Below are 23,782 nucleotides of genomic sequence, written 5' to 3' on the forward strand. Positions count from 1 at the left end.
GCGCCGTTCTAACAGTCGCCTCAGATTCGCTCGGTAGGAAGTCGGCATCAGATAAGCGATGTGACCCGTCTGTAGGAGGCTAGTGATGGCAGTCAACGCAGCGCCGTCCGGGGAAGCGCCGGCCGGTCGGTTGGCAGGCCGGTGGGTGCCGTGGTTGGTGATTGGCCTGTGGGTGGCGCTGGCGGCGGTGATGGTGCCATTGAGCGGAAAGCTGAGCTCGGTCACTACCGACAGAGCCGTGGACACCCTGCCGGCCGGTGCCGAGTCCACCAAGGTGGCGGTGCTGGAGGACAGTCTCCCCGGCGGTGAGGACAACACGTTCGTGTTCGTGTACCACCGCGCCGACGGCATGACCGACGCCGACCGCGCGACGGCCGAGCGCCACTACAACACCCTTGCCAAGCGGTACCCGCCGAAGGTGGCGGCCCCGGCCGGCGAGGACGACGAGGGCCCACCGACAAGACTCTCCACCAACGGCAAGGCGATGATGTTCACCCTCGACGTGAGCACGACCTACGGCGCACCGGAGGCCATCGTCGGGCCGTTGCGTGACGCCGCGAAGGACCGCCCCGCCGGCCTGGAACTCGACGTGACCGGCCCGGCCGCGGTCGACGGCGACATGGACGCCGTCTTCGACGGCATCGACCTGCAGGTCTTCCTCACCACCGTCGTCGTCGTAACGCTCCTACTCATTCTCACCTACCGCAGCCCGGTGTTGTGGTTCATTCCGCTGGTGGTCGTAAGCGCGGCCGCACTGACCGCGATGGCGACCGTCTACCTGCTCGTCAAAGGCTTCGGCATCGTGGTCAACGACCAGAACTCGGCGCTGCTGACGATCCTGGTATTCGGCGTCGGCACGGACTACGCGCTGTTGCTCATCGCTCGATATCGGGAGGCACTGCACCACCACGAGAACGTCCGGGTTGCGATGATTCACGCGTTGCGTGGCGCGGCGCCGGCGATCGTCGCGTCCGCGGCCACCGTGGTCGCCGGCCTGCTCTGCCTGCTCGTCGCGGACCTGAACAGCACCAGCGGGTTGGGCCCGATCGGTGCGGCCGGCATTCTGTGCGCGCTGGTGGCCATGCTGACGCTGTTCCCGGCGGTGCTCGTGGTGCTCGGCAGGCGGATCTTCTGGCCGGCCATCCCGCGGTTCAGCACGACCGTGGAGCTGAAGCAGGGGCTGTGGGGACGGCTTGGCACCGCCATCAGCCGCCGCCGGTGGGTGGCGACGCTCGGCTCGCTCGGAGTCCTCGGCGTGCTCGCCCTCGGGCTGGCGGGCAATACCGGCGCCCTGCGGGAGCAGGACCAGTTCCTGTCCGCGCCGGAGTCGGTGACCGGCTTCACCGTTCTCCGCCAGCACTTCCCGGAGCTCGGCGGCCAGCCGATGACGATCTTCACGCGGCCGGCGTACCAGGAGCGGGTGCGCGACATCGTCAAGGGCACCCGAGGTGTGGCCATGACCGTCCCGGGTCAGACCAAGGGTGGCTGGGCCGACATCTCCGTGTTCCCGACGGACGCGCCGGACACCGTCGCGGAGTACGACACGATCAAGCGGGTGCGCACCGCCGTGCATGCGGTGAGCGGGGCGGAGGCGATCGTCGGCGGGCCGAGTGCGGAGAACCTCGACACCGAGGTGACCACCAGCCGCGACGAGAAGCTGGTGATCCCGCTGGTGCTCGCCGTCGTCCTGATCGTGCTCGGGCTGCTGCTGCGCGCGATCGTGGCCCCGTTGGTCCTGATGGCGACCGTGGTCGTCTCATTCGCCGCAGCCTTCGGCGGCAGCGTGTTCGTCTTCGACACGATCCTCGGGTTCAAGGGCGTCGACTATTCGGTGCCGCTGCTGGCATTCCTGTTCCTGGTGGCGCTCGGCGTCGACTACAACATCTTCCTGGCCAGCCGTGCCCGGGAGGAGGCCGTGCGTCTCGGCACCAGAGAGGGCATGCTCAAAGCCCTCTCCGCCACCGGTGGCGTCATCACCTCGGCAGGCCTGGTCCTGGCGGCCACGTTCGCGGTCCTCGTCTCACTTCCGCTGGTGATGCTGATCGAGGTCGGGTTCCTGGTCGCCTTCGGCGTGCTGCTCGACGCCCTGCTGGTGCGATCGGTCCTGGTGCCCGCCCTCACCCTGCTGATCGGCCGGCGGATGTGGTGGCCGAGCCGGCTGTCCCGACGGGTGGAGCCGCCGGACGGGCAACAGCCGCTCGCCGACGACGAGGAGCCCGCGCTGCAACGGTGAGCGCGGCGGCACGGGCGAGATCCGGGACGGAGCCTCAGGGCCGTCCCGGATCTTTTTCATGGTCCGGCGGTTGGCCGCGTGATTCGACCGGGCGGGGCCGCGGCCGGAAGGTCGACCCGAAGCAGCGCGCCACCGCGTGCGGAGCGGGCGACGGTGGCCCGGCCGCCGTGGGCGTCGACGACCCGCTGAACGATCGACAGCCCCAGACCGGATCCTGGCAACGCCCGGGCGCTGTCGGCACGGTAGAACCGGTCGAACACCCGCGGTACGTCGACGGCGTCGATGCCCGGCCCGGCGTCATCGACCTCGAGCACCGCCGACGCGCCCTCGGCACGGAGCCGGACCTGGACCGGCTGGTCCGCGGGGGACCACTTGGCGGCGTTGTCGATGAGGTTGAGCACGGCCCGTTGGAGCGCAGCGGGACGCCCGCTCACCCACACCGAGGTGACGTCGAGCGCGACCTCGATGTCGGGCACGCGGGAACGCGCCCGGGTCGCGGCGTGCACCACCACGTCGGCGAGGTCGAGCAGGTCGGTGCTCTCGTCGGTGACGTCACCGCGCGCCAGGTCGGTCAGTTCGGCGGCGAGGGTGCTCAACTCGGCTACCTGGGCGCCGAGGTCGTTGAGCAGCCGGGTCCGGCTCTCCGCCGGCAGCGCGCTGTCCAGGGTGCCGCGCCGATCGAGCCGGATCAGCAGTTCGGCGTTGAGGCGCAGGCTGGTGAGCGGGGTCTTGAGCTCGTGGGCGGCGTCTTCGGCGAGCAGCCGCTGGGCCCGCCGGGAGTCCCGGAGTGCGGCGAGCATGTCGTTGATCGACTGGATCAGCCGCCGGATCTCCCCGCCGCCTTCATCCGGGATGTCGGCGTCGAGATCCTGGGTGTGCGCGACGCGTACCGCGGCGGCGGTCAGCCGGTCGATCGGTGCCAGCCCGGTCCGCGCCACGGTCCGACCGACAAGGGCGCCGCCGACCACGCAGAGCAGCCCGATCAGCAGCATGCCGAACCCGAACCGGTTGATCGGGCTGTCGTTGGCGACGCGGGCCACCTGGACCGCGCCGTCGCCCGCCCGCAGCGTGTAGATGAGGTAGCCGTCCTCGTCGATGTCGTTCGACTCCATCAGGTCGGCCGACGCGCCCTGCGCCACGCGCCCGGCGTGCTCGCTGACCGGGGGCAGCGCGGGTTGGCCGGCCGGCGTCCGGGTCGAGCCGTCGGGCAGGATGACCCGCACCAGTCGACCGGCTCCGGGATACGGCGGTAGCTGGACCTGCGCCAGGCCGGCGCGCTCCCCGTCCGTCGCCAGGACGCGGGAGTCGGCGCGCAACTGATCCTCGGCGGTGTCGCGCAGCTCCCAGTCCAGCAGCTCGCTGGCCACCTGGAAGGCCATGAACACGCTGACCGCGATGGCCGTCGCCGCGATCACCGTCAGCCTGGTCCGCAGTGACCGCCGGCGCCACCATCGGGTCAGCCGGCGCGGTATCCGGCCGGCGGGCCTGCTCACGGAGGACTCTCCCGCAACGTGTATCCCAGGCCGCGCAGCGTGTAGATCAATCGCGGCTCACCCTCGGCCTCCATCTTGCGGCGCAGGTAGCTCACGTACACCTGGAGGTTGTTGGCGGTGGCGCTCATGTCGAAGCCCCAGATCGCCTCGAACAGCGCGTCGCGGGTCAACACCCGGGTCGCGTTACGCACGAGGACCTCCAGGAGGGAGAACTCGGTCCGGGTCAGGCGCAGCGGCCGCCCGCCTCGCCACGCCTCGAACCTGTCGGGATCGAGCCGGACGTCGGCGAACGACAGGACCTGCGACTCCCCGTCGCCCGGCGTGCGCCGGCGCAGCAAGGCCCGCACCCGGGCCAGCAACTCCTCGGTGGCGAACGGCTTGGGCAGGTAGTCGTCGGCGCCCGCGTCCAGCCCTGCGACCCGGTCCGAGACCTGGTCACGAGCGGTCAGCATCAGCACCGGCAGATCCCGACCCGCCGCCCGCAACCGCCGGCAGGTCTCCAACCCGCCGAGGCGGGGCATCATCACGTCAAGGATCAGCAGATCCAGCGTGTCACCGCCGGCTCCACCGACCCCGTCGAGCACGGCGAGACCGTTGGCGACGGTGCTGGTGTCGTAACCCTCGACCTGGAGAACCCGCTCCAGCGACTCACGGATGGCCGCGTCGTCATCCGCGATCATGATCCGCACGCCGACGCGCCCCCTTCCAATCGATGCTTTTGCCGCTCAGTGTCCCCGATCAACCTGAGGCCAGGATTAAAAGGTCGGGCGCACGGTGGACCGCAGCATCCCATCGCCATGGTCAGGTGCACCGTTCTCGGCATGAGCGAGCGTGCCTCCCGGGGGGTGATGACCTGAACGTTCGAAGGTCGATGCCTCGGGTGTGCCGAAGGTCGCCATGCAGGGTGCGCTGCTCCGGGCCGGTCATGTGCTTTGACTGGAGCTCACCGCGTTGCCTGACTGCGGCAGGCGCTGGCCGCGGAGGCTGGATTGGGATACTGCAGCGATGACGGTCAAGGCGCTCATCTTCGACTTCGACGGCCTGCTGATGGACACGGAGACGACGCTGCTGGAGAGCTGGCGTTGGGAGTGGCGACGGCATGGCCTGGAACTCGATCCGGCCGGCTTCTTCGCCGACCATGGCGGCGACGCGAACGAGCCGCGTTACGCCGCGCTCGCCGCAACGGTCGGACCGGCCTACGACCGCGAGTCCAGTCACGCGCTGCGGATGGCGTATCGGGCGGAACTGAACGCGGCGCTGGAGCCGGCACCGGGCATCGTCGGCTGGCTGGACCGGGCTGCGGAGCTGGGGCTGCGGCTCGCGGTGGCGAGCAGTTCACCGGTCACCCACGTGAGGACGATGCTCGATCGGGCCGGGCTGCGGGCGCGGTTCGAGGTGCTGGCGACCGGCGAGGAGGTGGCCGCGCACAAGCCGGATCCGGCCGTGTATCTGCTGGCCCTGGACCGGCTCGGGCTGCCGGCGGAGGAGGCGGTCGCATTCGAGGACACCGCGCACGGCATGGCGGCGGCGCACGCGGCCGGGCTGCGGTGCGTGGCAGTGCCGAACTCGCATGCGGACGGCGCCCACTTCACGGCCGCGGACCTGCTGCTGCCCAGTGCCGCGGAGCTGTCCCTGGACGCGGTCCTGGCGGGACTGGCCCGGCGCGTCGGCAGTTTCCGGTGAGCGGGAGCCGGCGCAGACGCCCGTTCAGTGTGTCGGTGGTTGCCGGGTCGCCGGACTCAACTCGACATGTGTGGACGCCATTCTGCGTCTACGACGGGCACCCGGAAGGCTGACCCACTCCAGCCGTGACGGTCCCCCGAGCGTCCGCACGCCTCGGCGATTCACTCGATCACTGACTCCATTGCTGTGCACAAGCAGAAAGGCCACCAGCCTGCCCATTCGGGCGGCTGCCGAGTGACTCCTTGCGATGGAATCATGATCGGGTGACGCCCTTCCACATCGATGTGCCCGAAGCCGTCCTGGACGACCTGCGAGCTCGGCTTTCGCGGACAAGGCTCGCGCCAGCCGCCCCAGGAGAGCCGTGGGCCGCCGGCACCGACCCTGGGTACCTGGCAGGTCTGGTGCGGTACTGGCTCGATGGATTCGACTGGCGTGCGGTCGAGCGTGCCCTCAATCGGTACCCTCAGTTCGTCACCACGGTCCGAGGCACGCCGGTCCACTTCGTTCATGTTCGCTCGGCATCGCCCGACGCCACGGCGCTGATCCTGACCCATGGCTGGCCCAGCACGTACACGGAGATGCTGCCCCTGGTGTCCCGGCTCGCAGACTTCGACCTCGTCATACCGAGCCTGCCCGGTTTCGTCTTCTCCGGTCCACTCGCCGAGGGCCCGACGACCGAGGCGGCTGTCGCGGACGTGTGGGCTGAGCTGATGACCCGTTTGGGCTACGACCGCTTCGGCGCCTACGGTGGCGATATCGGGTCCGGCGTGTCGACGTGGCTCGGCGCCCGCCACCCAGATCGGGTCATCGGGGTCTTCTCGCAGCACATCAAGTTCCCGCCAGCGGACCGCAGGGGCGACCTCAGCCCAGCCGAGGAGGCGTTCATCGCCATGCTCGACGCGAAGGCCCAAGATGACTGGGGCTACGGAATCCTCCAGGAAACACGGCCCGATACCCTTGCGGCCGCGCTGAGCGACTCGCCGTCCGGCCTGGCCGCATGGATCATCGAGAAGTACCAGCGCTGGAGCGACTGTGGCGGCGACATCTCCCGCCGGTTCGGCTTCGACGAGCTGCTGACCACCGTGATGCTGTACTGGGTCACCAACTGCATCGGCACGTCCTTCCGGCCCTACCGTGACGACCGCCTGGCCCCACATCTGCCAATGGTCGCCGTACCCGCCGGCATCACGGTCAGCGTGGAGGACGCCGGCCTGCCCCGGTCGTTCGCCGAACGCACCTACGCCAACCTCACCCACTGGCACGAGCCCAGGGTCGGCGGCCACTTCTTCGCCCAGGAAGAGCCCGACCTGCTCGCTGCCGACCTGCGCGCCTTCTTCAGCGCGCTGCGGTAATCCAGGAGCGGCCTGTCGTTGGGGCCTGCTGGGCGAGGCGGTGGCGGCGGTGCTCGGCCGGTTCGTGTTCCAACTTGCGATGCCGTCCGCCCTGTTCCTGGCCCTGTCCCAGATGCCGCTCTCCGGGTTCGCCGGCCGCCCGCTGCTCGCCTTTGGGGTGAGCACGGCCGCGGTCGTCGGGTTCGGCTGGGTCGGCGCGAGCTGGCTGTTCGGTCGCAAGCCCGGCGAACGGCCGATCTGGGGCATGGCCGCCGGGTACGTACCGCTGACCAGCGGATCCATCGTCCTATTGCCGGTCTCCGGCGTATTCCGGTCGGCCCCCTCGTGCCCTCATGCCGTGGTGGCGGGACGGTGGGTACGCACGCGCGGCGGCAGGCGGGTCTGGCAGGAGTGGGCCGCCGACAGCCTGCCCCGCCGGCCACCCCGTCCCGCTGCGTGCCCACGGTGGTGCCCGGCCGGCTGCCGCTGGATGGGGCGTGTGTGGAGCTGCCGGCAGGAGGAGTGCCCGCGGGTGGTGGTCGACCCCCATCACCTGCCGCGCTGCCCGTTGGCCGGATCCGAGGGGGCCACAGCCGTCAACGGGGCGACGGTTGACCCCGGCCGGCAGCCCGCCAGATCGGCCCCGCCTCGTGTGTCAGAGAACGCACCCAGAACGCGAGCTAGCGTTACGAGCTGGAGTATCCGCACGTCACGGGGCCGGACGGTATCGCAGCCAGCCGGATTGCGGAAGGTTTCACCGCGCCGCCCTCGACGCCGGAGCCGACCCGGCGGTGGTCACCGGCTGGATCGCGCAGACCCAGGCTGAACGCGCGGGCTGAAGCGGATCTGCACGCGAACGCGGACACCGCCCCGCGCCGGATGAGCCGAGCAGAGATCACAGCCCTGGTGGACGCGTTCGGCGACATCGCCGCCGTGCTCCGCGACGCCGACCCGGCCGACGTCTACCGGCAACTCGGTCTCCGGCTGACCCACCTGCCCGAAAACGCAAACGGTGCGCGCTGCAGTCGATCTCAGCACGCACCGTGGAGCAAATATCTGGTGTCCGAGGGGCGACACGAACCCTTACCCCACCGCCGCCGATCACACTCGGCACGACTCTGAGGCTCGCAGAGTCTTGAGCGCCCCCGAGCCGCGCCGACGACGCGGGCGTCACGTCCCCACGACCTCAGCCAGTGGTCGAACCAGACATGGCACGATGGCCGTGTCCTGCGCCGCCGGTGGCCGGGCACGACACTGATGGAGTCGGGATGTCAGAACTGGCCGGCACGCCGGTGCCAGGGTTGGCGAAACTGTGGACGCACGATCCGGTCACCGCCGGCCCGTATCGGCTGGTCGGCCGGCTGGGCGCGGGTGGGCAGGGGGTCGTCTATCTCGGTGAGGACGACGCCGGTGACCGGGTCGCGATCAAGATGGTCAACGTCGATCTGAGTGATCCACGGGCGCGGTCGCAGTTCATGAAGGAGATCGCCGCCGCACGCCGGGTCGCTCCGTTCTGCACCGCGCAGGTGCTCTTTGCCGAGGTGGACGGCGAGCGGCCCTACGTGGTCAGTGAGTTCATCGAGGGCCTGACCCTGCACCGGCACGTCCGCGAGCGCGGCCCGGTGACCGGTAACGCCCTGCACCGGCTCGCGGTCGGCACCGTCACCGCGCTCGCCGCGATCCACAGTGCCGGGGTGGTGCACTGCGATCTGAAGCCGGACAACGTGGTGCTGGGCGAGGACGGTCCTCGGGTGATCGACTTTGGCATCGCCCGCGCGTTGGGCGTCACCGAGACGGCGTCCAGCCGGGTCATGGGAACTACCGCGTACATGGCGCCCGAGCGGTTCCGCAACGACGCGGTCGGTCCGCCCTGCGACGTCTTCGCCTGGGCGGCCACAATCGCCTTCGCCGCCGGTGGTCGGCCGCCTTTCGGCAATGACTCGCTCTTCGCCGTGATGCACCGGGTGCTGCACGATCCGCCCGAGCTGCCTGCGCTGCCTCCCGTTCTGGACGAGCTGATCCGGGAGTGCCTGGCCAAAGATCCGGCGGACCGACCTGGTGCCGAGCGCGTGCTGGTGCGGCTGCTCCGGCAGGACGGCAGGGTCACCGATCCGCTACGTCGGGAGAACCTGCTCGAGGTCGGCAACGAGACCGCGGGCGCACCGACGCCGAACCACCCACTGCCCCAGGTCACACCGACGGCACCGCAGCCGCGCCCGACGCAGCCGCAGATACCGAGCCAGCCGACGGTGCCGACCCAGGCCCGGCCGACCCAGCCGGCACACCTGCTGGTGACGGAGCCCGGCGTCGGTGCTGGAGGTGACGGCGCGCTGCGGCGGCTGCGTAGTGAGGCCCTTGACGCCTGGGGCATCTCGACCGCTCTCTTCCTCGGTTCGGCTGGCGCCGCCGCCGGCTACGTCGCATCGAGCACGGTCGGCCCGGCCGCCGCGGCCGGGGCGGTCGCCTTCGTCGTGGTCTACCTGGTTCGGCTGCTGGTCGCGACGGCGGTCGGGGGAAGGTCCGACCGCGGGTGACCGGTGCGGTGGGGTCGGGGGCGCCGGCTGGCGCCGGATCGATAGGTTGACTGCCACCAGCCGCCCGCCGAGGAGGACGTCCCGATGGCCCCATCCGCTACGCGTACGCGGCAGTGGTTGCCCTACACCGCCGCCGTCACCGCCGGGCTGGTGGTCATCGCCGGGGCGTTCGTGTTCGTCCGGCAGCGCGAAGCGGGCAACGAGGGGGCGCGCACCGACTGCGCCACCACCCTCCAGGTCAACTCCTCGACGGAGAAGGCGGCTCTGCTGGTCGACCTGGCCGAGCGCTACAACCGCAGTGACCGGTCGATCGATGGCGGCGGCTGCGCCCAGGTGCACGTCAGCGCGTTGAACTCGGGCAAGGCCACCGAGGCGCTGGCTACCGGGTGGACCCACACCGGTCTGCCGCAGCCACAGGTCTGGCTGCCGACGTCGAGCCTGTGGACCGGCCAGCTCCGGCTGCTCGACCAGGCCGCCGGGCGGGAGCCGCAGACCCCGGACCGCTACCCGTCGATCGCCAACAGCCCGCTGGTGATCGCGATGCCGCAGCCCAAGGCCGAGCTGCTACGCCAGCGCGGGTCGCTGGGCTGGGGGGAGATCCTGGGCCTCTCCGGGCGGAACGGGTGGGCGGGCTTCGGCAAGCCGGAGTGGGGCCGCTTCACGTTTGGCAAGGACAATCCGAACCTGTCCACCTCCGGGCTGGCGGCGACCATCGCCACCTACTACGCGGCGGTGCAACGGTCCAGCGACCTGACCCGGTCCGACCTGGCCGACCCCGCGATTACCCAGTTCGTCCGCCGGATCGAGGCCAACGTGTCGCACTACAGCGACGACTCGGTGGACCTGCTGCGCAGCCTCGCCGAGGCGGACCTGGCCGGCGGGGCGGGCAGTACGGACGACATGAGTGCCATCGTCCTGCAGGAGGAGCTGGTGGACCTCTACAACACGGGTGCGCTGAGCCCTCGGCAGGAGGGGCAGGAGCGGGGCCGCCGACCGAACGTCCAGCTGGTCGCCGTCCATCCCAAGGAGGGCACGTTCAATCTGGACCACCCGTTCGTGGTGTTGCCCTCCGCCGATGAGCGGCAGCGCGCGGCAGCGGCCGACCTTCAGGCGTTCCTGACCGAGGACGCCCAGCAGGAGAGCTTCGCCCGCCTCGGCTTCCGGGACCACGAGCGCCGAGCCTCGGTGGAGCTGCTTGCCAGCGTCGGCGCCGAGCCCACCGGCGGGCTGACCTACTTCGAGCCCCCGGACCCGCAGGTGGTCGGCGCGATGCTGGACGGCTGGCGCACGCTCCGCAAAAAGGCCAACATCCTGATCGCCCTGGACACCTCGGGGTCGATGCAGGCGATGGTCGGCACCCGTACCCGTTTCCAGGTCGCCTCGGCGGCGGCGGGCAAGGGCCTCGCGCTGCTCAACACCGAAGACCGGGTGGGGCTCTGGTCGTTCTCCTCGGAGACCCCGAAGCGGCCGAAGAGCCCCTACCGGGAGGAGGTCCCTCTCGGCGAGTTCGACCAGAAGCGGATCAACAGCAAGATCGCCGGCCTGCATGTCGAGGGCGGCACCGCGCTCTACGCGACGGTCCGGGCCGCACACCGAAAGCTGCTCGACCGGTACGACCCGCAGCGGATCAACGCGCTCGTCGTGCTGACCGACGGCAAGAACGAGTACAGCCAGGACAACGACCTGGCCCGGTTGCTCGCCGAGGTCGCCCTGGACCCCCAGCGTCCGGTAAAGGTGTTCTGCATCGCCTTCGACCGGGAGTCGGACTTCGCCACCCTGGACCGGATCGCCAAGGCATCGTCGGGCAAGGCCTTCGACGCCACCGATCCCGCCAAGATCGATGAGGCGTTCGTGAAGCTGGTCAGCAGCTTCTGACGCAATCCCTGGCCCGCACTGGGCCGGAGAGGCTGCGGCGCCCGGACGGTACGACTGGGATGACTCCCCTACCTGCGAGTGCCGAAAACCTCATCCCCCCTGGTCAGGCAGCGCCGGGCCGCTTCCGGGTACCGGCCGGCGGCGAAGGCCTCGCTTGCGGTCGCCGCGAACCGGTGGAAATCGTTCAGATCCAGCTCACCGGGCTCCACGTGCAGGGCGTACCCCCGCTCCCGCCTGCTGATCCGGTCGCCACCCGTGGCGGTACGCAGGACTTGCCGGAGATTCATGACGTACGTCTGTAATGTCGAGTGTGCACTCATGGGCGGTCGCCTCACCGATCAATCGCCCACATCACATTGAACCGCGACGATAGGGCGAGAACCGGGAGCGCCCGAGGCACCGAATTCCTATGAAGTCGGCAGGAGAGCCGGTCTCGCCGTTGACACCTCCGTCAGGCGGCCGACTGCGGTCACCACAGCGCGCCCTACGCTCTCCCATCGATTTCAAGCCCCCGGCACCAGGCGGCACCGCATGACTTCGGGATGCCAGGCGCCGGATGTCGTGACGGCCTGTCGACGGGCGGGTCCCAGGGCCTGAAATCCTACTTTACGCATAGAAATTGTTGGTTAACGTCGTATCCGTGACCAGCCAACACACCCTGCTTCAGGGCACCGCCATCGCGGTGTCGCGGGGATGCTGCCGTGGCTGGACCGCCGCCTGCGGCTGCTGCCGCTGAGCCCGCACCCCCTCTCTTCCCCCTCGCGCCGCCGGCTCGACGATGACCGGCTGCCGACTCCTCGCACCGATCGACCGTTGCTCGCTGCCCTACCTCCACGCGTACTCGTGGCGGCGGGTACCTGTCTTCGTCGACCCAGGAGGACAGCCATGACCGTCATCGCCGAACCCGTGACTCCGGTCGACCCGGACCTGTTCCGTACTCTTCTGCGCCGGCACGCCGCCGCACACGCGGTGGTCACCGCCGCGGGACGATCATGGCGGCCAGCGGCCGAGGTCGCACAGGCACCCAACAACGCAAGGTCCGCCGCCACTACGTCTTACGCGGACTCATGCTCTGCGGACTATGCGGACGCAAGATGCAAAGCCACCAAGCACACGAGACCGCCTACTACCGGTGCCGCTATCCCAACGAGTACGCCCTCGCCAACCACGTCCAGCACCCGCGCAACGTCTACGTCGCGGAACAAGACATCGTCCCCGCCCTCGATAACTGGCTCCTCAAGGCGTTCGCCCCGCACCGGCTAACCGAGACGATCCGCCGACTCCACGCCGCCCAACCCAACGCCGGGCCCGGCACCGTCGCGCCGGAGATCATCGCCGCGAACAAGATCATTGCGGCGTGCGACACCAAACTCCTCCAGTATCGCGCCGTCGCCGACGCCGTGCTCGACCCCGCGGTGATGCCGGCCGTGGACGCTCCCGACCCGGGTGGGATCGCCTTCGCCGAGCTGGAGATTCAGGGCTTGTGCTGTCGGGACGGCCGCATCCGGACCGACCGGATCTGACCGGCCCACCGACGGCGCACCCGCGTCTCGCGGGTGATGCGACCCGGTTGCTCAGCCAAGGCGGCGGTACCCGGAAACACTCATGCCGGCGAAGATGACGGTGAGGACGCGTTCGCGCACGTTGTCGTCCCAGCCGGTCTGGAGAGCGGCATGACAGGTGCCGATCAGCAGGGCGGTCACCTCGGGGATGGCAACGTCCTCGTGAACCGCACCGGCTTCCTGCGCGGCGACCAGGAGCGACGCCAGCGTCCGACCCAGCAGGTTGACGGGCTTGGCGACGTCCAGGTCGATACCGGCTGCGGACAGCAGGTCGACGACTGTCTTCTTGGCGGCCGCCTGCTCCACCATCCGGGCGAAGAAGGTGAACAACGCGGTCGCCGGATCACCCTCGGCGCGCAACTGCTCCGCATCGTGCACCAGCTGCCGCACCACTCCCTCGATGATCGCCTGAAGCAGCGCTTCCTTCGTGGGGAAGTGGCGGAAGACGGTACCGATGCCGACCCCGGCCGCTCGCGCGATCTCCTCGGTGGACACCGACGCACCGCGCGCCGCGAAGACCTGCTCGGCGGCGGCGAGGATGCGGGCGCGATTGCGTCGTGCGTCAGCGCGCAGTGGGCGTGGGGTGTCCTGGTCGCCATCGGCGGCCTGTGGTGCGGGCAGTGCCTTCGCTACAGCCGACAACATCATCTCCCAGGTAGTCCGCCGCCTGCGCCCGAGCGGCGGTCAGCTGACCTCCGAGGGGAGCCGGTCCCGGCACTCCCGCCCGAGCAAACAGAGCCGTCACTCCGATTGTAGCCCGCCAACCTGCCGACGTGTGTTATCAGAGACCGGGTTCCGCCCGTCGCGCATGGAGCACCGGCACCGTCCGATCGCGCACGACCCGCGTCGTCCACGCGCCGGGGCGCGGGTGCGGCCGCATCGGGACGGGCACTATCGACACCTCGCTTGACAAGCGGAGTGGCCGCTCCGTATGCTCCGAAAAAGGGCGGAGAAGATCGCGCAGAGCGTCTTTGAGCATGCGGTCCCACCCACCCGAGAGCTAGCTCATGATGCGCTGTGCACGACGTACTGCCTGCTGCCGGTTCCCTCGATGACCACGTCGGCCATCCACCTTCCTGCCAACCCGTCCGGAGAATAACGAGATGGAGTCCAACAGGTGACGGAAATTTCTGACAGACGTAAATGGTGGGCGGTCGGCGTTCTGTCCGTGGCGGTCCTAATCACCGGTCTGGACATCACGGTACTGAACCTGGCGATGCCGCAACTCGCGACCGACATCGGCGCCTCCACCGCCGACCTGCAGTGGATTATCAACTCCTACGTCCTCGCCGAGGCGGCGCTGCTGCTCCCCATCGGCCTCATGGCCGACCGATGGGGGCGCAAGAAGATTCTGATCGGCGCCCTGGTGCTGTTCGGGGTCACCTCCCTGTTCGCGGCGAACGCCGAGACGTCGGCCCAGTTGATCATCGCCAGGACCGTGCTCGGGCTGGGCGCCGCAGCGCTGGTTCCCATCCCGTTCGCGCTGGTCAGAGTAATGTTCCGCGAGGATGAGCGGACGAAGGCGTTCGCGGTGCTGTCCGGCATCACGATGCTCTCTCTTCCACTCGGACCGCTGCTCGGCGGCTGGCTGGTCTCCCATTTCTGGTGGGGCTCGGTGTTCCTCATCAATGTGCCCGTCGTCGCGTTCACGGTCGTGGCACTGATCGTGTTGCTGCCGGAGTCACGCGCATCCCAGAGGCCGCGGGTGGACCTGGCCGGCATCGTCATTTCCAGCCTCGGGCTGGTCCTGCTGACGTTCGGGATCATCGAGGCGGGTCGGTTGAGCATCACCGACCCCGTGGCGCTCGGCAGTTCGGCTCTGGGAATCGTCGTCCTGGCCGGCTTCATCTTCCGCGAACGTCTGCTCACGCGCCGGCCGGGCGCGGAACCGCTCCTCGACATGTCACTATTCCGATCGCGCCCCTTCACCTGGGGAACCATTCTCAGCGTGGTCGTCTTCTTCGCCATCTCCGGCCTTCTGTTCACGCTGCCGCAGTACTTCCAGGAAGTGCGCGACAATGACCCGATGGAAACGGGGGTCCGACTGCTGCCGGTCATTCTCGGCATCGCGATCGGCGTCATCGCGTACAACGCGATTCTCAACCGTTTCGGTGCGACCGTCGGCATCGGTCTCGGGTTCTTCCTGATCGCCGTCGGCATGGGTGCCGCCGCAGGCACCACGCTCAGCAGCGGCTACGGCTACGTCTTCGGCTGGTCAGTGATCATCGGTGCCGGCCTGGGCTTCGTCATGGTCGGCACGGCGGCGGTGGCGATGAACGAGATCTCCGAAGAACGCAGCGGCGTGGGCACCGCCATGATGCAGGCCGTCCAGCGGTTCGCCAGCGCACTCGGGGTGGCGATCCTGGGAGCGATCTTCAATGCCAACTACCGGGGCTCCCTCGAACTGCCCGGCCTGCCCGAGGAGACGGTGGAAGCCGCGCGAGACAGCGCCCCCGCCGGGGTCGAGGTCGCCCGGCAGCTCGGGTCCGACGAACTGTTGACCACGGTCCGGGCCGCCTTCATGGACGGCATGAGCGTGATGCTGTGGGCCATGTGCGGCATCGCGATCGCCGGTCTCCTGCTCACCGTGGTGATGCTGCCCCCGCGGGTGCTGGCCACCGCCAAGACCGACAGCGAAGAGGGTGACGCGTCGTCGGACCGGGACGCCCTGGCCGGGTACAACGGCTGACCCACCGTCCCGCCGCCGCCGCCGGGCGGCCACGCTCTCACCCCACGCCGGTCTACCCCCGGGACCGGCGTGGGGTGACCCACGTCCGGGGTACGAACCGGGCGGCGATGAGCGACGCATCAGCGACATCGGGTGGACAGTCCGGCGGCTGCGGAGCCGAGGTGTCGCCGGGTTGCCCCGGGAGTGGGCGCGGCGGGGAACACCACCTCCGGGGCAGCGGCCCGCTTAAGCGCCGCGTTAGCTCGTGGTTAAGCGCGTCGCTGCACGATGTGGGCCCGGCCGCGAGGAGCCCACGATGGACGACAGTGTTCGTGAACCGATCGACGGCGCGCCGTCGTTGCTACGGCGTCTCTGGCTGGCGAGCCAGGACTGGTTGATCGCCGGCCTGGGCGGCTGCGTACCGCCGATGGTGGTCCCGCCCTACGACCCGGGGCGGCCGGACCGCCCCGCGGATCTCACCGACTCCGAGCGGAGGACGTGGCACGACCTCGAGACGAGGCTACGCGCCACGCCGGGCACCACGAATCACGACCCGTCCGTTGATCGCTAAGAAGCGAGGTCCACACATGAGTCACCCGGACACCAAGCCGACGATCAGTGTGGTGTTGGAGGGCGGGCCCGCGGATCTCCCCGCAGCGTTGCGCCGGCACAGTGACCACATCGAGGGCACTAAGATCAAGATCCTGCACCTCGGCGGGTACGAGCACTTCGAGCGCATCTCCGAAGAGGCCGACGGATCACGACCGGTCGTCTTCCGGTGGACCATGCGTACCAGAATCGCCGAGTAGCGGCAGGCACCCCGACGCACAGCGGCCGACGACGGCCGCCCAACCCGCGGTTCGGGGCCGGCTCGGGCTGCCGGGCGGGCCGCCCGTACGACGTCGGCCCGCCCCGCCGCCCTCACCGGATCTCCTCCGGTCGCGGCTTCAGGCGCGCTGGCCGGCGACCTTCCACCTGCCGACCGGACCGGCCTTGGCCTCACCGGCGATGCTGTCGCCCGACACCGACAGGTGGAAGTCCAGGCGCATCGGCACCGGCCGGGTGAAGTCGAGCGCGAACGTCACCTCGTCCCCGTTGGCCGTGCCGTCGGCGACCTCCATCGTGGTGCCCAACGCCTGTCCCGTACCGGTGACCCTGTCGTCCTCGGTACTCAGTTCCAGCACCCCGTGCTGCGTGCCCATCGGGGAATCGATGATGACGTTCCAGGTTCCGTCGATGCTCAACATGCCCTCCACGTGGTCACGGGCCGCTCGGCCCGTCTCGCCGGTCCCGCCCACCCTAGAAACGCCCGCTAAGGCCGGCCTAAGAACGACCGGTCACGCGACGGTCAGCAGGCCTGCGTGAGCAGCTGTTGGTTGATCACACCGACGACGGCCCGCAGGTGGTCCGCGAGGTAGAAGTGGCCACCGGTGAACCGGCGTAGTTTGAAGGCTCCCGTCGTGTGCCGCGACCAGTCCTGCACCTCGTCCACTGTGACCTGCGGGTCGCGGTCGCCGATGAGCGCGATGATCGGACAGTCCAGCACCGGCCCCGACTCGAAGCGATACGTCTCCACGGCCGTGTAGTCGGCGCGGATCACCGGCAGGATCAGGCCCACCAGCTCCGGGTCGGCAAGGAGTCGGGCATCCGTTCCGCTGAGCACCTTCAGCTCCGCGACGAGCTCCTCGTCGCCGCGCGTGTGCAGCGACTCCTCCCGGTACCGGGAGGGCGCGCGGCGCCCGGAGGCGAACAGCGTCACTGGTGCGGTGCCGATGTCCTGCCGCATCCGGCGTGCCACCTCGAACGCCACCGTGGCGCCCATGCTGTGCCCGAAGAAGGCCACCGGACGGTCCAACAGCGGGCGTAGCGCCCTGAAGCAGCCGTCGGCCAGGCCGTCGATGCTCGTCAGGAACGGGTCGTGGCGGCGGTCCTGGCGTCCCGGATACTGCATCGCGACCACCTGGATCGCCGGCTTCAGCGCCGTCGACAGCGGGTGGAAGAACGTGGCGGCACCGCCGGCGTGCGGGAAGCACACCACCGTCATCCGGCTCTGGGAGACGGAGTGGAAGCGGCGGACCCACACGTCGTCGGCCGGCTCGGTCATGGGATGTCCATTCTCTCGTACGGATCGGCGGGTCCCGTCGGTTCAGCCGAGGCGGCTGAGCAGCACGATGTTGAGCACTATCACCACGGCGGCGACGGCGCAGGCGGCGACGGTCGTCAGCCCGCGATTGACCAGAACGCCCATGACGTCCCGGCGACGCGTCCACCACACCAGCGGGATCAGAGCGAACGGGATGCCGAAGCTGAGCACGACCTGCGAGAGCACCAGCGCCGTTGTCGGATCGATGCCGACCGCCAGGATGATCAGGGCCGGAGTGAGGGTCACCAGGCGGCGCAGTGCCAGCGGGATCTGCCGCCGCAGGTAGCCGGCCATGATGATGTCCCCGGCGTACGTGCCGACGCTGGTGGAGGCGAGGCCGGACAGCAGGAGCGCGACCCCGTAGAGCACGGCCGCGCCGGCACCAAGTTCCGCACCGAGCCCCGCGTGCACGCCCTCGAGGGTGGTCGCGTCGGCGGCCTCGGAGCCGTGGAAGACGCCGGCGGCCACCAGCAGCATCGCCAGGTTGACCACGCCGGCGCAGCCGAGCGCCAGCAGCACGTCCATCCGCTGCGCCCGACCGGCGCGGCGAAGCTGCTCGTCGTCGGCGTACTCGTAGCGGTCCGTGGTGAGCGCCGAGTGCACGTACACCACGTGCGGCATCACGGTCGCCCCGAGGATGCCGGCCGCGAGCAGAACACTGTCCGGACCCGCGAACCGCGGCACCGTGCCGGCCGCGGCCGCCCCGAGGTCCACACCGCTGCGGCAGATGGTCACCAGGAACGCCACCAGGATCGCCAGCAGCATCACCATGATCGTTACCTCGAAGCGCCGATAGCCCCGCGAACGCAGTGTCAGCAGTGCGAACGAGGCCGCGCCGACGATGAGCCCGGCGGGCAACAGATCCAGGCCGAACAGCAGGTGCAGGCCGACCGCGCCACCGATCACCTCCGCCACGTCCGTGGCCGCCGCCACCAGTTCGGCCTGCGCCCACATCAGCCGGGCCGTCCACGGCGAGCAGCGCTGGCGGCACACCTCCGGCAAACTCATTCCGGTGGCCAGTCCGAGCTTGGCGCTGAGGGTCTGCACCACCATGGCCATCACGTTGGCCGCCAGCACGACCCAGACCAGCAGGTAACCGTACGTCGCGCCGGCCGTCGAGTTGGTCGCGAAGTTGCCGGGATCGACATAGGCGACGGCGGCCACGAAGGCGGGCCCGAGCAGCGCCAGTCGCCACCGCAACCCGCTCCCCCGGCGAGCGCCGACCCCCGCCTGCGGCGGTGCGACGACCTCGGACGTACTCATACCGTGTGTCTCCTCCAGTTCGGGTGAGGCGCGAACCGGTTGGCTCGCACCGTCACCGCGACGCGGAATCCATCTGGCGGCGACCGCACTCGCCGTCGACGCTCTCCCACATCGCCGCGATCGACTCGCCGACCGTGTACCGCGGCCGCCACCCCAGCAGCCCGGTCGCCCGTGAGGTGTCGAGGCTGGTCCAGCGGCAGCCGCGACCCCACCCGACCTCGTCGCGTTCCCTGACCAGCGCCGGCGACAGACCGGCCGCGCGCACCAGGCACCGGATGAGCGCCCGGACCTCCACCGCGATGCCGCCGCCGATGTTCACCAACGGATCCGCCGCCGGACAGTCCGCCGCCCGGACGATGGCCGCCGCCGCGTCCCGCACGTCGACGTAGTCGCTGCGGGCGTCGTAGAGCGTCACGTCGATCCCCGCGAGCCGGTCCATCTGGTACAGCGTCAGCGCCAGCGATCCAAGGAAGCTCTCCAGGAAGGCGTGGGGCCCGATGGTGGCCGCCAGGCGGACCACGACGCCGTCGATCTCGCCGCGGCGGATCGCGGTCAGCACCAGGCGGGAGCAGGCGAGCCTCGACTTGGCGTAGAGCGAGTCCGGGCGCTGAGCCGTGTTCTCCCGGATGGACGTGCCCGTCTCGACGGACCCGTACTCGAGGATCGTCCCGACGTGCACGAGACGCGGGTCAACGGCCACCAGACGCAGGGCGGCCAGCAGGTTCTCCACCGGCCGCACGTTTGCCTCGTACATCGCCTGGGCCGTACCACCCCGGCCGGCGATCGCGTTGACGACCACCTGCACGCCCTCCCGCGCCAGCAGCTCACCCAGCTCGTACTGGTTCGCCGCCGCCACGTCGATGGGCACGAAGCGGTACGGGGCGGTGTGGCCCGCCGACCCCCGGGCGGCGGCGATGACCTCGTAGCCGTCGGCCGCGAACGCGGCGCAGAGCTGACGTCCCATGCGGCCGGTGGCGCCCAGCACGAGCACCCGGCGGGCTGCCGGCGCGGTCACGACGCCACCGGCCCGCAACGCGAGCGGCACGGAGGAGATCGGCACGTCGATCGCTTCGTCGGTCATCGGCTTCCTTCCGGATCATCGACGTGGGGTCAGTCCCGCAGCGCCCGCTTGACCGCGGCGCGGATGCTCCCCTCGCTGACCATCACCCGCTCCTCCAGGTGCGGCGCGGCCGGAATCACCCGGTCCGCCGCGTTGACCAACGTGACCGGTACGGACAGCCGGCGCCCCAGCCGGGTCTGCAGGTCGTAGGCGACCTGCTGGCCCCAGGTGCCGCCGGCCGTGCCGTCCTCGGCGACGCAGATCGCCCGCGCGCCCGCCGGCAACGGCGACATGGCCTCCACGTCGAGCGGGTACAGCCGCGACGGCACCAACAGCAGGCAGGCGATCTCGTCTTCCAGCAGCAGTGTTCGCGCCGCCGCCAGTGCCCGGTGCGCGAGCCCGCCGGGAACGATGAGCACACAATCGCAGGCCTCCGGGGCGTCGGCGAAGACACGCGCGACCCCGCCCGGATCGACCTGGTAGGAGAAGAACTCACCCGCGGCCCCGTCCTCGAACATCTGGCGGGTGTAGAGCACCTTGTCCTCGAAGAGAATGGCCGGCTCCGCCCGGTCGATGATCTCCGCGAGGAGTGTCCTCGGGTCATGAAACGGCGAGATCTCGTAGAGCGACAGGCCCGGCACGCCGATGAAGTGCTTCTGCAGGTTCTGGCTGTGCGTCGGGCCGTACCCGCGCCCGCCGCCGACCGGGCAGCGGACCACCAGCGGCATCGGCTGGTGCCTGCCATACATCGACACCGACTTGCTGGCGAAATTGACGATCTGGTCGAAGGCGAGCGCCAGGAAGTCACCGAACATGATCTCGACGATCGCGGTGTCTCCCGCCAGTGCGAGCCCGGACGCGAAGCCGACGATGCCGCTCTCGCTGAGCGGCGACGACAGCACCCGGCCCGGGTAGCGCGTGGACAGACCCTTGGTGACCTTGAAAGCACCGCCGTAGGGGTCGCCGATGTCCTCCCCGACGATGTACGCCCTTGGATCCTCCGCGAGCACGTTGTGCAGGGCGAGGTTGATGCTCTCGGCGACCCGCATCAGCCGGGCCAGTCCGTCAGGGGACGCGCAGCCACCTCGGCGACGACCTGGTCGACGTAGGCCCGCATCCGCGCGTCCCACTCAGCCACGTGCTCGGGGAAGGCGACGGCGTACCGCGCGTACCAGTCATTGGCCCGGACAGCGGCGATCTCGCCAGCGCTGCGGCTGTCGTCTCCCTTGCTGTGCGGGCCGACGCGGTGGGTCACGAACTCGGCGACCAGCGGCCGACCTGCCGAGCGGACCTGCTCGACCAGCGGCGACAACTCGGCGGCGATCGCGGTGGGATGGAATTCCTCGGTACGGTGGTATTGAATCCCGAACGCTCGAGCGCGATCACCAATCGTGCCCGCGAGCTGGTCGACGGTGCGGGTGGATTGAGCGATCCCGTTGTTCTCGACCACCACCAGCAGCGGTAGCCGCCACAGCGCGGCCATGTTCAACGCCTCGTAGACGGCGCCTTCGCCCCACGTACCGTCGCCGATGTAGGCGCAGGCCAGCGCGCCCGGCTCGGTGCGCTTCAAGTGCTGCGCCACGCCGGCCGCGACCGGCAGGCTCTGGCCCTGCACGCCGGTCGACAGATAGCGTTCGCGCAGGATGTGCTGGCTACCGCCCACCCCGCCGCAGATGGCCCCCTGCCGCGACATGATTTCGGCGAGCAGTCCGTGCGTATCGTCGTATCGGGCGAGGTAGTGACCGTGACCGCGATGGTTGCTGAACACGAAGTCGCGCGCCCCGATCAGCGAGCGCAGCGCGACCGGCACATACTCCTGACCCAGACAGGTGTGCGTGGTGCCGCTCAGCTCACCACGACCGAACAGCTCCAGAAGCTTGTACTCGAAATGCCTGATCAGCAGCAGCATGCCGAGATCACGGTCGGCTAGCCGGGACAGGCCGCGGCGAACCGGATCCTCGGTGACGACTTCCATCTGGCCCGCTCTCGTTCCGACCGTCGGCGGCCACGCGCCGCTGGCGGAATCGTTGCCGACCGGGCTAAAGGCACCCTAATCCAAGGCTTGGGCGACCACGGTCAGCGCCTTTAGCCCCGGCACAGGGGCGGTTCAGACCATCCGAGCACGGTCACCAGCGGACCCTTGAGCAGGAGGAGGTCACATGCCGACCGAGAGAGCAGCACCGCGCGGCACCGCGGCCGCGGTGGCCGAGCTGATCGGCCCCAGTGGCGTGAGCGGCATTTACGGACCCGGTGCCGCAGCCCTCAACGGCGTTCGGGAACGTCACGACCGGGTCGGCGTGCCGGAACTGCTGCGGCTGGCGGAACGAGCCACCGGCCCGATCCTGGAGCTCGGATGCGGCACCGGTCGCCTGACCTTCCCGCTGCTGCAGCAGGGCCACCAGGTGGTGGCGCTCGACCTGTCCCCGGACATGCTCGGTGTGCTCCGGTGCCGCCTCACCGAGCCGGCCATCGAGGGGTACGCCGACCGGCTGGAGGTCGTCCAGGCCGACATGGCCGACCTCGACCTCGGCCGTCGATTCGAGCTGATCGTCGCACCCGCCTGCGGGGTCTGGGAGAACGACGCGGAGCAGCGCGCCCGGCTCTTCACTGCGGTACGCCACCACCTGACCGACGGCGGCCACTTCGTCCTGCAGATCGCACCGGAGCTGGCCGATCCCTTCACCGACCGCAACCGTCCGGTGTTCGAGCACGTCGAAGTCTTCGTCATGCCGGACGCGCAGTCGCCGGTGCTGTTGACCCTGTTCGACCACGGCGACCCCGGCGCGGGCGTACGGACGACCGCGGTGCTGGCCCAGCGCATCCGCGGCGGATCCGTCGTCGACAGCCAGCTGTACACCGGGACCGTCTTTCCGGTCCACGCGGAGGTGCTGTCGGCCGAACTGGCCGCCGCAGGGCTGCGCACGGCGCGCCGGCACGAGATCGCCGCCGCGCCGGTCGACATCCCCTCCCGCAAACCCACCGCACAGCTTCTGCTCGACGTGACCGCGTGACGAGGGGCCGGCCCGTCTCGACGGGCCGGCCCCTCGTCGTCCATGGCGAGGCCGCCGTTCGGCTAGCGGGTCACCTCGAGCAACCATTGGTATACGCGCACCCGCAGCGGACTGACCACGTCGGTGTTCGAGCCGATCTCCGTCCAGCCGGCCACCCGGAGCCCGGCGGCCGCCACGTCCTTCTCGAGCACCTCACGCGGCACCGGATGCACCACGCCGGTGTAGAGCTTGGTGCTGATCACGGCGTGGTCCTGCACGCGGTGCGTCAGCACGCTGTAGCAGCGGAACCCGACACTGGGATCGAGGTAGTCGAACAACGTGCAGAGAAGCGGCGACGTCTCGTCGGCGAGCGTGAAGACGGCGACGTTCTCGAACGCCTGCGCGTCGCTCTCCTCGAAGCCCTCGACCAGCGCGATCTGGATCAGGATCCGGCCGCCCTCGGTCAGGTGCCGCTGGACGCACTCGAACATGGCGGCCTTCTGCGTCGCGTCGTTCTCCCACACTGCAGCACCGGTGATGATGATCAGATCGAAGCGACGGCCGAGATCGAAGTCGGACATGTCGCCCTCCACGACCTCTAACCGCTCGGCGTACGCCTCATTGCCCGGCTCGGTCAGCCGGCGTTCGAGCACCTTGAGCATGTCGGGCGACAGGTCCAGCGCGACCATCTCGTAGCCCTGCTCGAGGAAGGCGAAGGTCACGCGTCCGGTGCCGCACCCCAGCTCGAGCACCGGACCGGTCGTGCCCTCCGCAGCCTGGAGGAGTTCCTTGATCCCGACCGGGTCATGGCGGTTGACGATGTCGTAGAGGTTGGCGGCCTCGGGCCCGTAGAGGCTGCCGATCGCTTCGTCGCCGAACAGTTCGGCGAGTTTGGCCGCGGTGCCCGCGACGCGTGGTCCGTTTCCTGTCAAGGCCGGCCTCTTTCG

The 23,782-nt window shown here is 69.8% G+C and carries 21 protein-coding genes; 10 read left to right on the plus strand and 11 right to left on the minus strand.

Going from position 1 to position 23,782, the window contains the following annotated elements:
• The first annotated feature begins 85 nt into the window (after nucleotides 1-85).
• Complete coding sequence (locus CLT68_RS27370) at nucleotides 86-2,233, plus strand: MMPL family transporter (protein WP_099855233.1); 2,148 nt, start codon at nucleotides 86-88, stop codon at nucleotides 2,231-2,233.
• Between the two features lie 56 nt (nucleotides 2,234-2,289).
• Here the strand turns inward: CLT68_RS27370 and CLT68_RS27375 are convergent, their stop codons facing one another.
• Together CLT68_RS27375 and CLT68_RS27380 are read right to left on the minus strand one after the other, a co-directional pair.
• Entirely contained in the window at nucleotides 2,290-3,726 is a 1,437-nt protein-coding gene (locus CLT68_RS27375) for a sensor histidine kinase (RefSeq protein ID WP_099855235.1), read from the minus strand.
• Entirely contained in the window at nucleotides 3,723-4,406 is a 684-nt protein-coding gene (locus CLT68_RS27380) for a response regulator transcription factor (protein ID WP_172862064.1), read from the minus strand. Before CLT68_RS27380 ends, CLT68_RS27375 begins: the two co-directional genes overlap by 4 nt.
• Before the next feature lie 325 nt (nucleotides 4,407-4,731).
• Between CLT68_RS27380 and CLT68_RS27385 the strand changes: the two genes are divergently transcribed.
• The 4 genes from CLT68_RS27385 to CLT68_RS27410 all read left to right on the plus strand — a co-directional run bounded on the left by CLT68_RS27385 (nucleotide 4,732) and on the right by CLT68_RS27410 (nucleotide 11,149).
• Nucleotides 4,732-5,409, plus strand: coding sequence for an HAD-IA family hydrolase (locus tag CLT68_RS27385; protein ID WP_099855237.1), 678 nt, complete (start codon nucleotides 4,732-4,734; stop codon nucleotides 5,407-5,409).
• A 263-nt stretch (nucleotides 5,410-5,672) separates the two neighbouring features.
• On the plus strand, nucleotides 5,673-6,761 hold the full coding sequence (locus tag CLT68_RS27390; RefSeq protein WP_099855239.1) for an epoxide hydrolase family protein: 1,089 nt from the start codon (nucleotides 5,673-5,675) through the stop codon (nucleotides 6,759-6,761).
• 1,247 nt (nucleotides 6,762-8,008) lie between these two features.
• Nucleotides 8,009-9,274 (plus strand): serine/threonine-protein kinase, encoded by a 1,266-nt coding sequence (locus CLT68_RS27405; RefSeq protein WP_158240945.1) that lies wholly within the window; start codon nucleotides 8,009-8,011, stop codon nucleotides 9,272-9,274.
• A gap of 84 nt (nucleotides 9,275-9,358) precedes the next feature.
• Nucleotides 9,359-11,149, plus strand: coding sequence for a vWA domain-containing protein (locus tag CLT68_RS27410; RefSeq protein WP_099855247.1), 1,791 nt, complete (start codon nucleotides 9,359-9,361; stop codon nucleotides 11,147-11,149).
• Between the two features lie 68 nt (nucleotides 11,150-11,217).
• Here the strand turns inward: CLT68_RS27410 and CLT68_RS27415 are convergent, their stop codons facing one another.
• Nucleotides 11,218-11,436 carry a hypothetical protein gene (locus CLT68_RS27415; protein ID WP_143743266.1) on the minus strand — a complete coding sequence of 73 codons (219 nt, stop codon included), beginning with the start codon at nucleotides 11,434-11,436 and terminating at the stop codon, nucleotides 11,218-11,220.
• A 780-nt stretch (nucleotides 11,437-12,216) separates the two neighbouring features.
• Between CLT68_RS27415 and CLT68_RS27425 the strand changes: the two genes are divergently transcribed.
• Complete coding sequence (locus CLT68_RS27425) at nucleotides 12,217-12,672, plus strand: recombinase zinc ribbon domain-containing protein (RefSeq protein WP_371409897.1); 456 nt, start codon at nucleotides 12,217-12,219, stop codon at nucleotides 12,670-12,672.
• A 51-nt stretch (nucleotides 12,673-12,723) separates the two neighbouring features.
• On the opposite strand, the gene CLT68_RS27430 is transcribed toward CLT68_RS27425, so the two are convergent.
• On the minus strand, nucleotides 12,724-13,353 hold the full coding sequence (locus CLT68_RS27430) for a TetR/AcrR family transcriptional regulator (RefSeq protein ID WP_486482339.1): 630 nt from the start codon (nucleotides 13,351-13,353) through the stop codon (nucleotides 12,724-12,726).
• A 475-nt stretch (nucleotides 13,354-13,828) separates the two neighbouring features.
• Between CLT68_RS27430 and CLT68_RS27435 the strand changes: the two genes are divergently transcribed.
• The 3 genes from CLT68_RS27435 (at nucleotide 13,829) to CLT68_RS27445 (ending at nucleotide 16,188) form a co-directional block, all read left to right on the plus strand.
• Nucleotides 13,829-15,400, plus strand: a complete 1,572-nt coding sequence (locus CLT68_RS27435) for an MFS transporter (protein ID WP_099855251.1) — start codon at nucleotides 13,829-13,831, stop codon at nucleotides 15,398-15,400.
• 295 nt (nucleotides 15,401-15,695) lie between these two features.
• Nucleotides 15,696-15,950 (plus strand): hypothetical protein, encoded by a 255-nt coding sequence (locus CLT68_RS27440; protein WP_099855253.1) that lies wholly within the window; start codon nucleotides 15,696-15,698, stop codon nucleotides 15,948-15,950.
• Nucleotides 15,951-15,966: 16 nt separating this feature from the next.
• Nucleotides 15,967-16,188, plus strand: coding sequence for a DUF5988 family protein (locus CLT68_RS27445; protein ID WP_099855255.1), 222 nt, complete (start codon nucleotides 15,967-15,969; stop codon nucleotides 16,186-16,188).
• A gap of 138 nt (nucleotides 16,189-16,326) precedes the next feature.
• Here the strand turns inward: CLT68_RS27445 and CLT68_RS27450 are convergent, their stop codons facing one another.
• The 6 genes from CLT68_RS27450 to CLT68_RS27475 all read right to left on the minus strand — a co-directional run bounded on the left by CLT68_RS27450 (nucleotide 16,327) and on the right by CLT68_RS27475 (nucleotide 21,820).
• On the minus strand, nucleotides 16,327-16,626 hold the full coding sequence (locus CLT68_RS27450; protein WP_143743267.1) for a hypothetical protein: 300 nt from the start codon (nucleotides 16,624-16,626) through the stop codon (nucleotides 16,327-16,329).
• 101 nt (nucleotides 16,627-16,727) lie between these two features.
• Entirely contained in the window at nucleotides 16,728-17,483 is a 756-nt protein-coding gene (locus CLT68_RS27455) for an alpha/beta fold hydrolase (RefSeq protein WP_099855259.1), read from the minus strand.
• Nucleotides 17,484-17,525: 42 nt separating this feature from the next.
• Nucleotides 17,526-18,785, minus strand: coding sequence for an Nramp family divalent metal transporter (locus CLT68_RS27460; protein WP_099855261.1), 1,260 nt, complete (start codon nucleotides 18,783-18,785; stop codon nucleotides 17,526-17,528).
• A gap of 52 nt (nucleotides 18,786-18,837) precedes the next feature.
• Nucleotides 18,838-19,866: an NAD-dependent epimerase/dehydratase family protein gene (locus CLT68_RS27465; RefSeq protein ID WP_099855263.1), complete on the minus strand. Its 1,029-nt coding sequence runs from the start codon at nucleotides 19,864-19,866 to the stop codon at nucleotides 18,838-18,840.
• Between the two features lie 29 nt (nucleotides 19,867-19,895).
• Nucleotides 19,896-20,894: a transketolase C-terminal domain-containing protein gene (locus tag CLT68_RS27470; protein ID WP_099855265.1), complete on the minus strand. Its 999-nt coding sequence runs from the start codon at nucleotides 20,892-20,894 to the stop codon at nucleotides 19,896-19,898.
• On the minus strand, nucleotides 20,894-21,820 hold the full coding sequence (locus tag CLT68_RS27475) for a thiamine pyrophosphate-dependent dehydrogenase E1 component subunit alpha (RefSeq protein ID WP_099855267.1): 927 nt from the start codon (nucleotides 21,818-21,820) through the stop codon (nucleotides 20,894-20,896). Before CLT68_RS27475 ends, CLT68_RS27470 begins: the two co-directional genes overlap by 1 nt.
• A gap of 184 nt (nucleotides 21,821-22,004) precedes the next feature.
• Between CLT68_RS27475 and CLT68_RS27480 the strand changes: the two genes are divergently transcribed.
• Nucleotides 22,005-22,856, plus strand: a complete 852-nt coding sequence (locus CLT68_RS27480; RefSeq protein ID WP_099855269.1) for a class I SAM-dependent methyltransferase — start codon at nucleotides 22,005-22,007, stop codon at nucleotides 22,854-22,856.
• 62 nt (nucleotides 22,857-22,918) lie between these two features.
• Here CLT68_RS27480 and CLT68_RS27485 read toward each other — a convergent pair whose 3' ends face one another.
• Nucleotides 22,919-23,767 carry a class I SAM-dependent methyltransferase gene (locus CLT68_RS27485; protein WP_158240946.1) on the minus strand — a complete coding sequence of 283 codons (849 nt, stop codon included), beginning with the start codon at nucleotides 23,765-23,767 and terminating at the stop codon, nucleotides 22,919-22,921.
• Nucleotides 23,768-23,782 lie beyond the last annotated feature (15 nt).

Source organism: Micromonospora sp. CNZ299 (assembly GCF_002754415.1).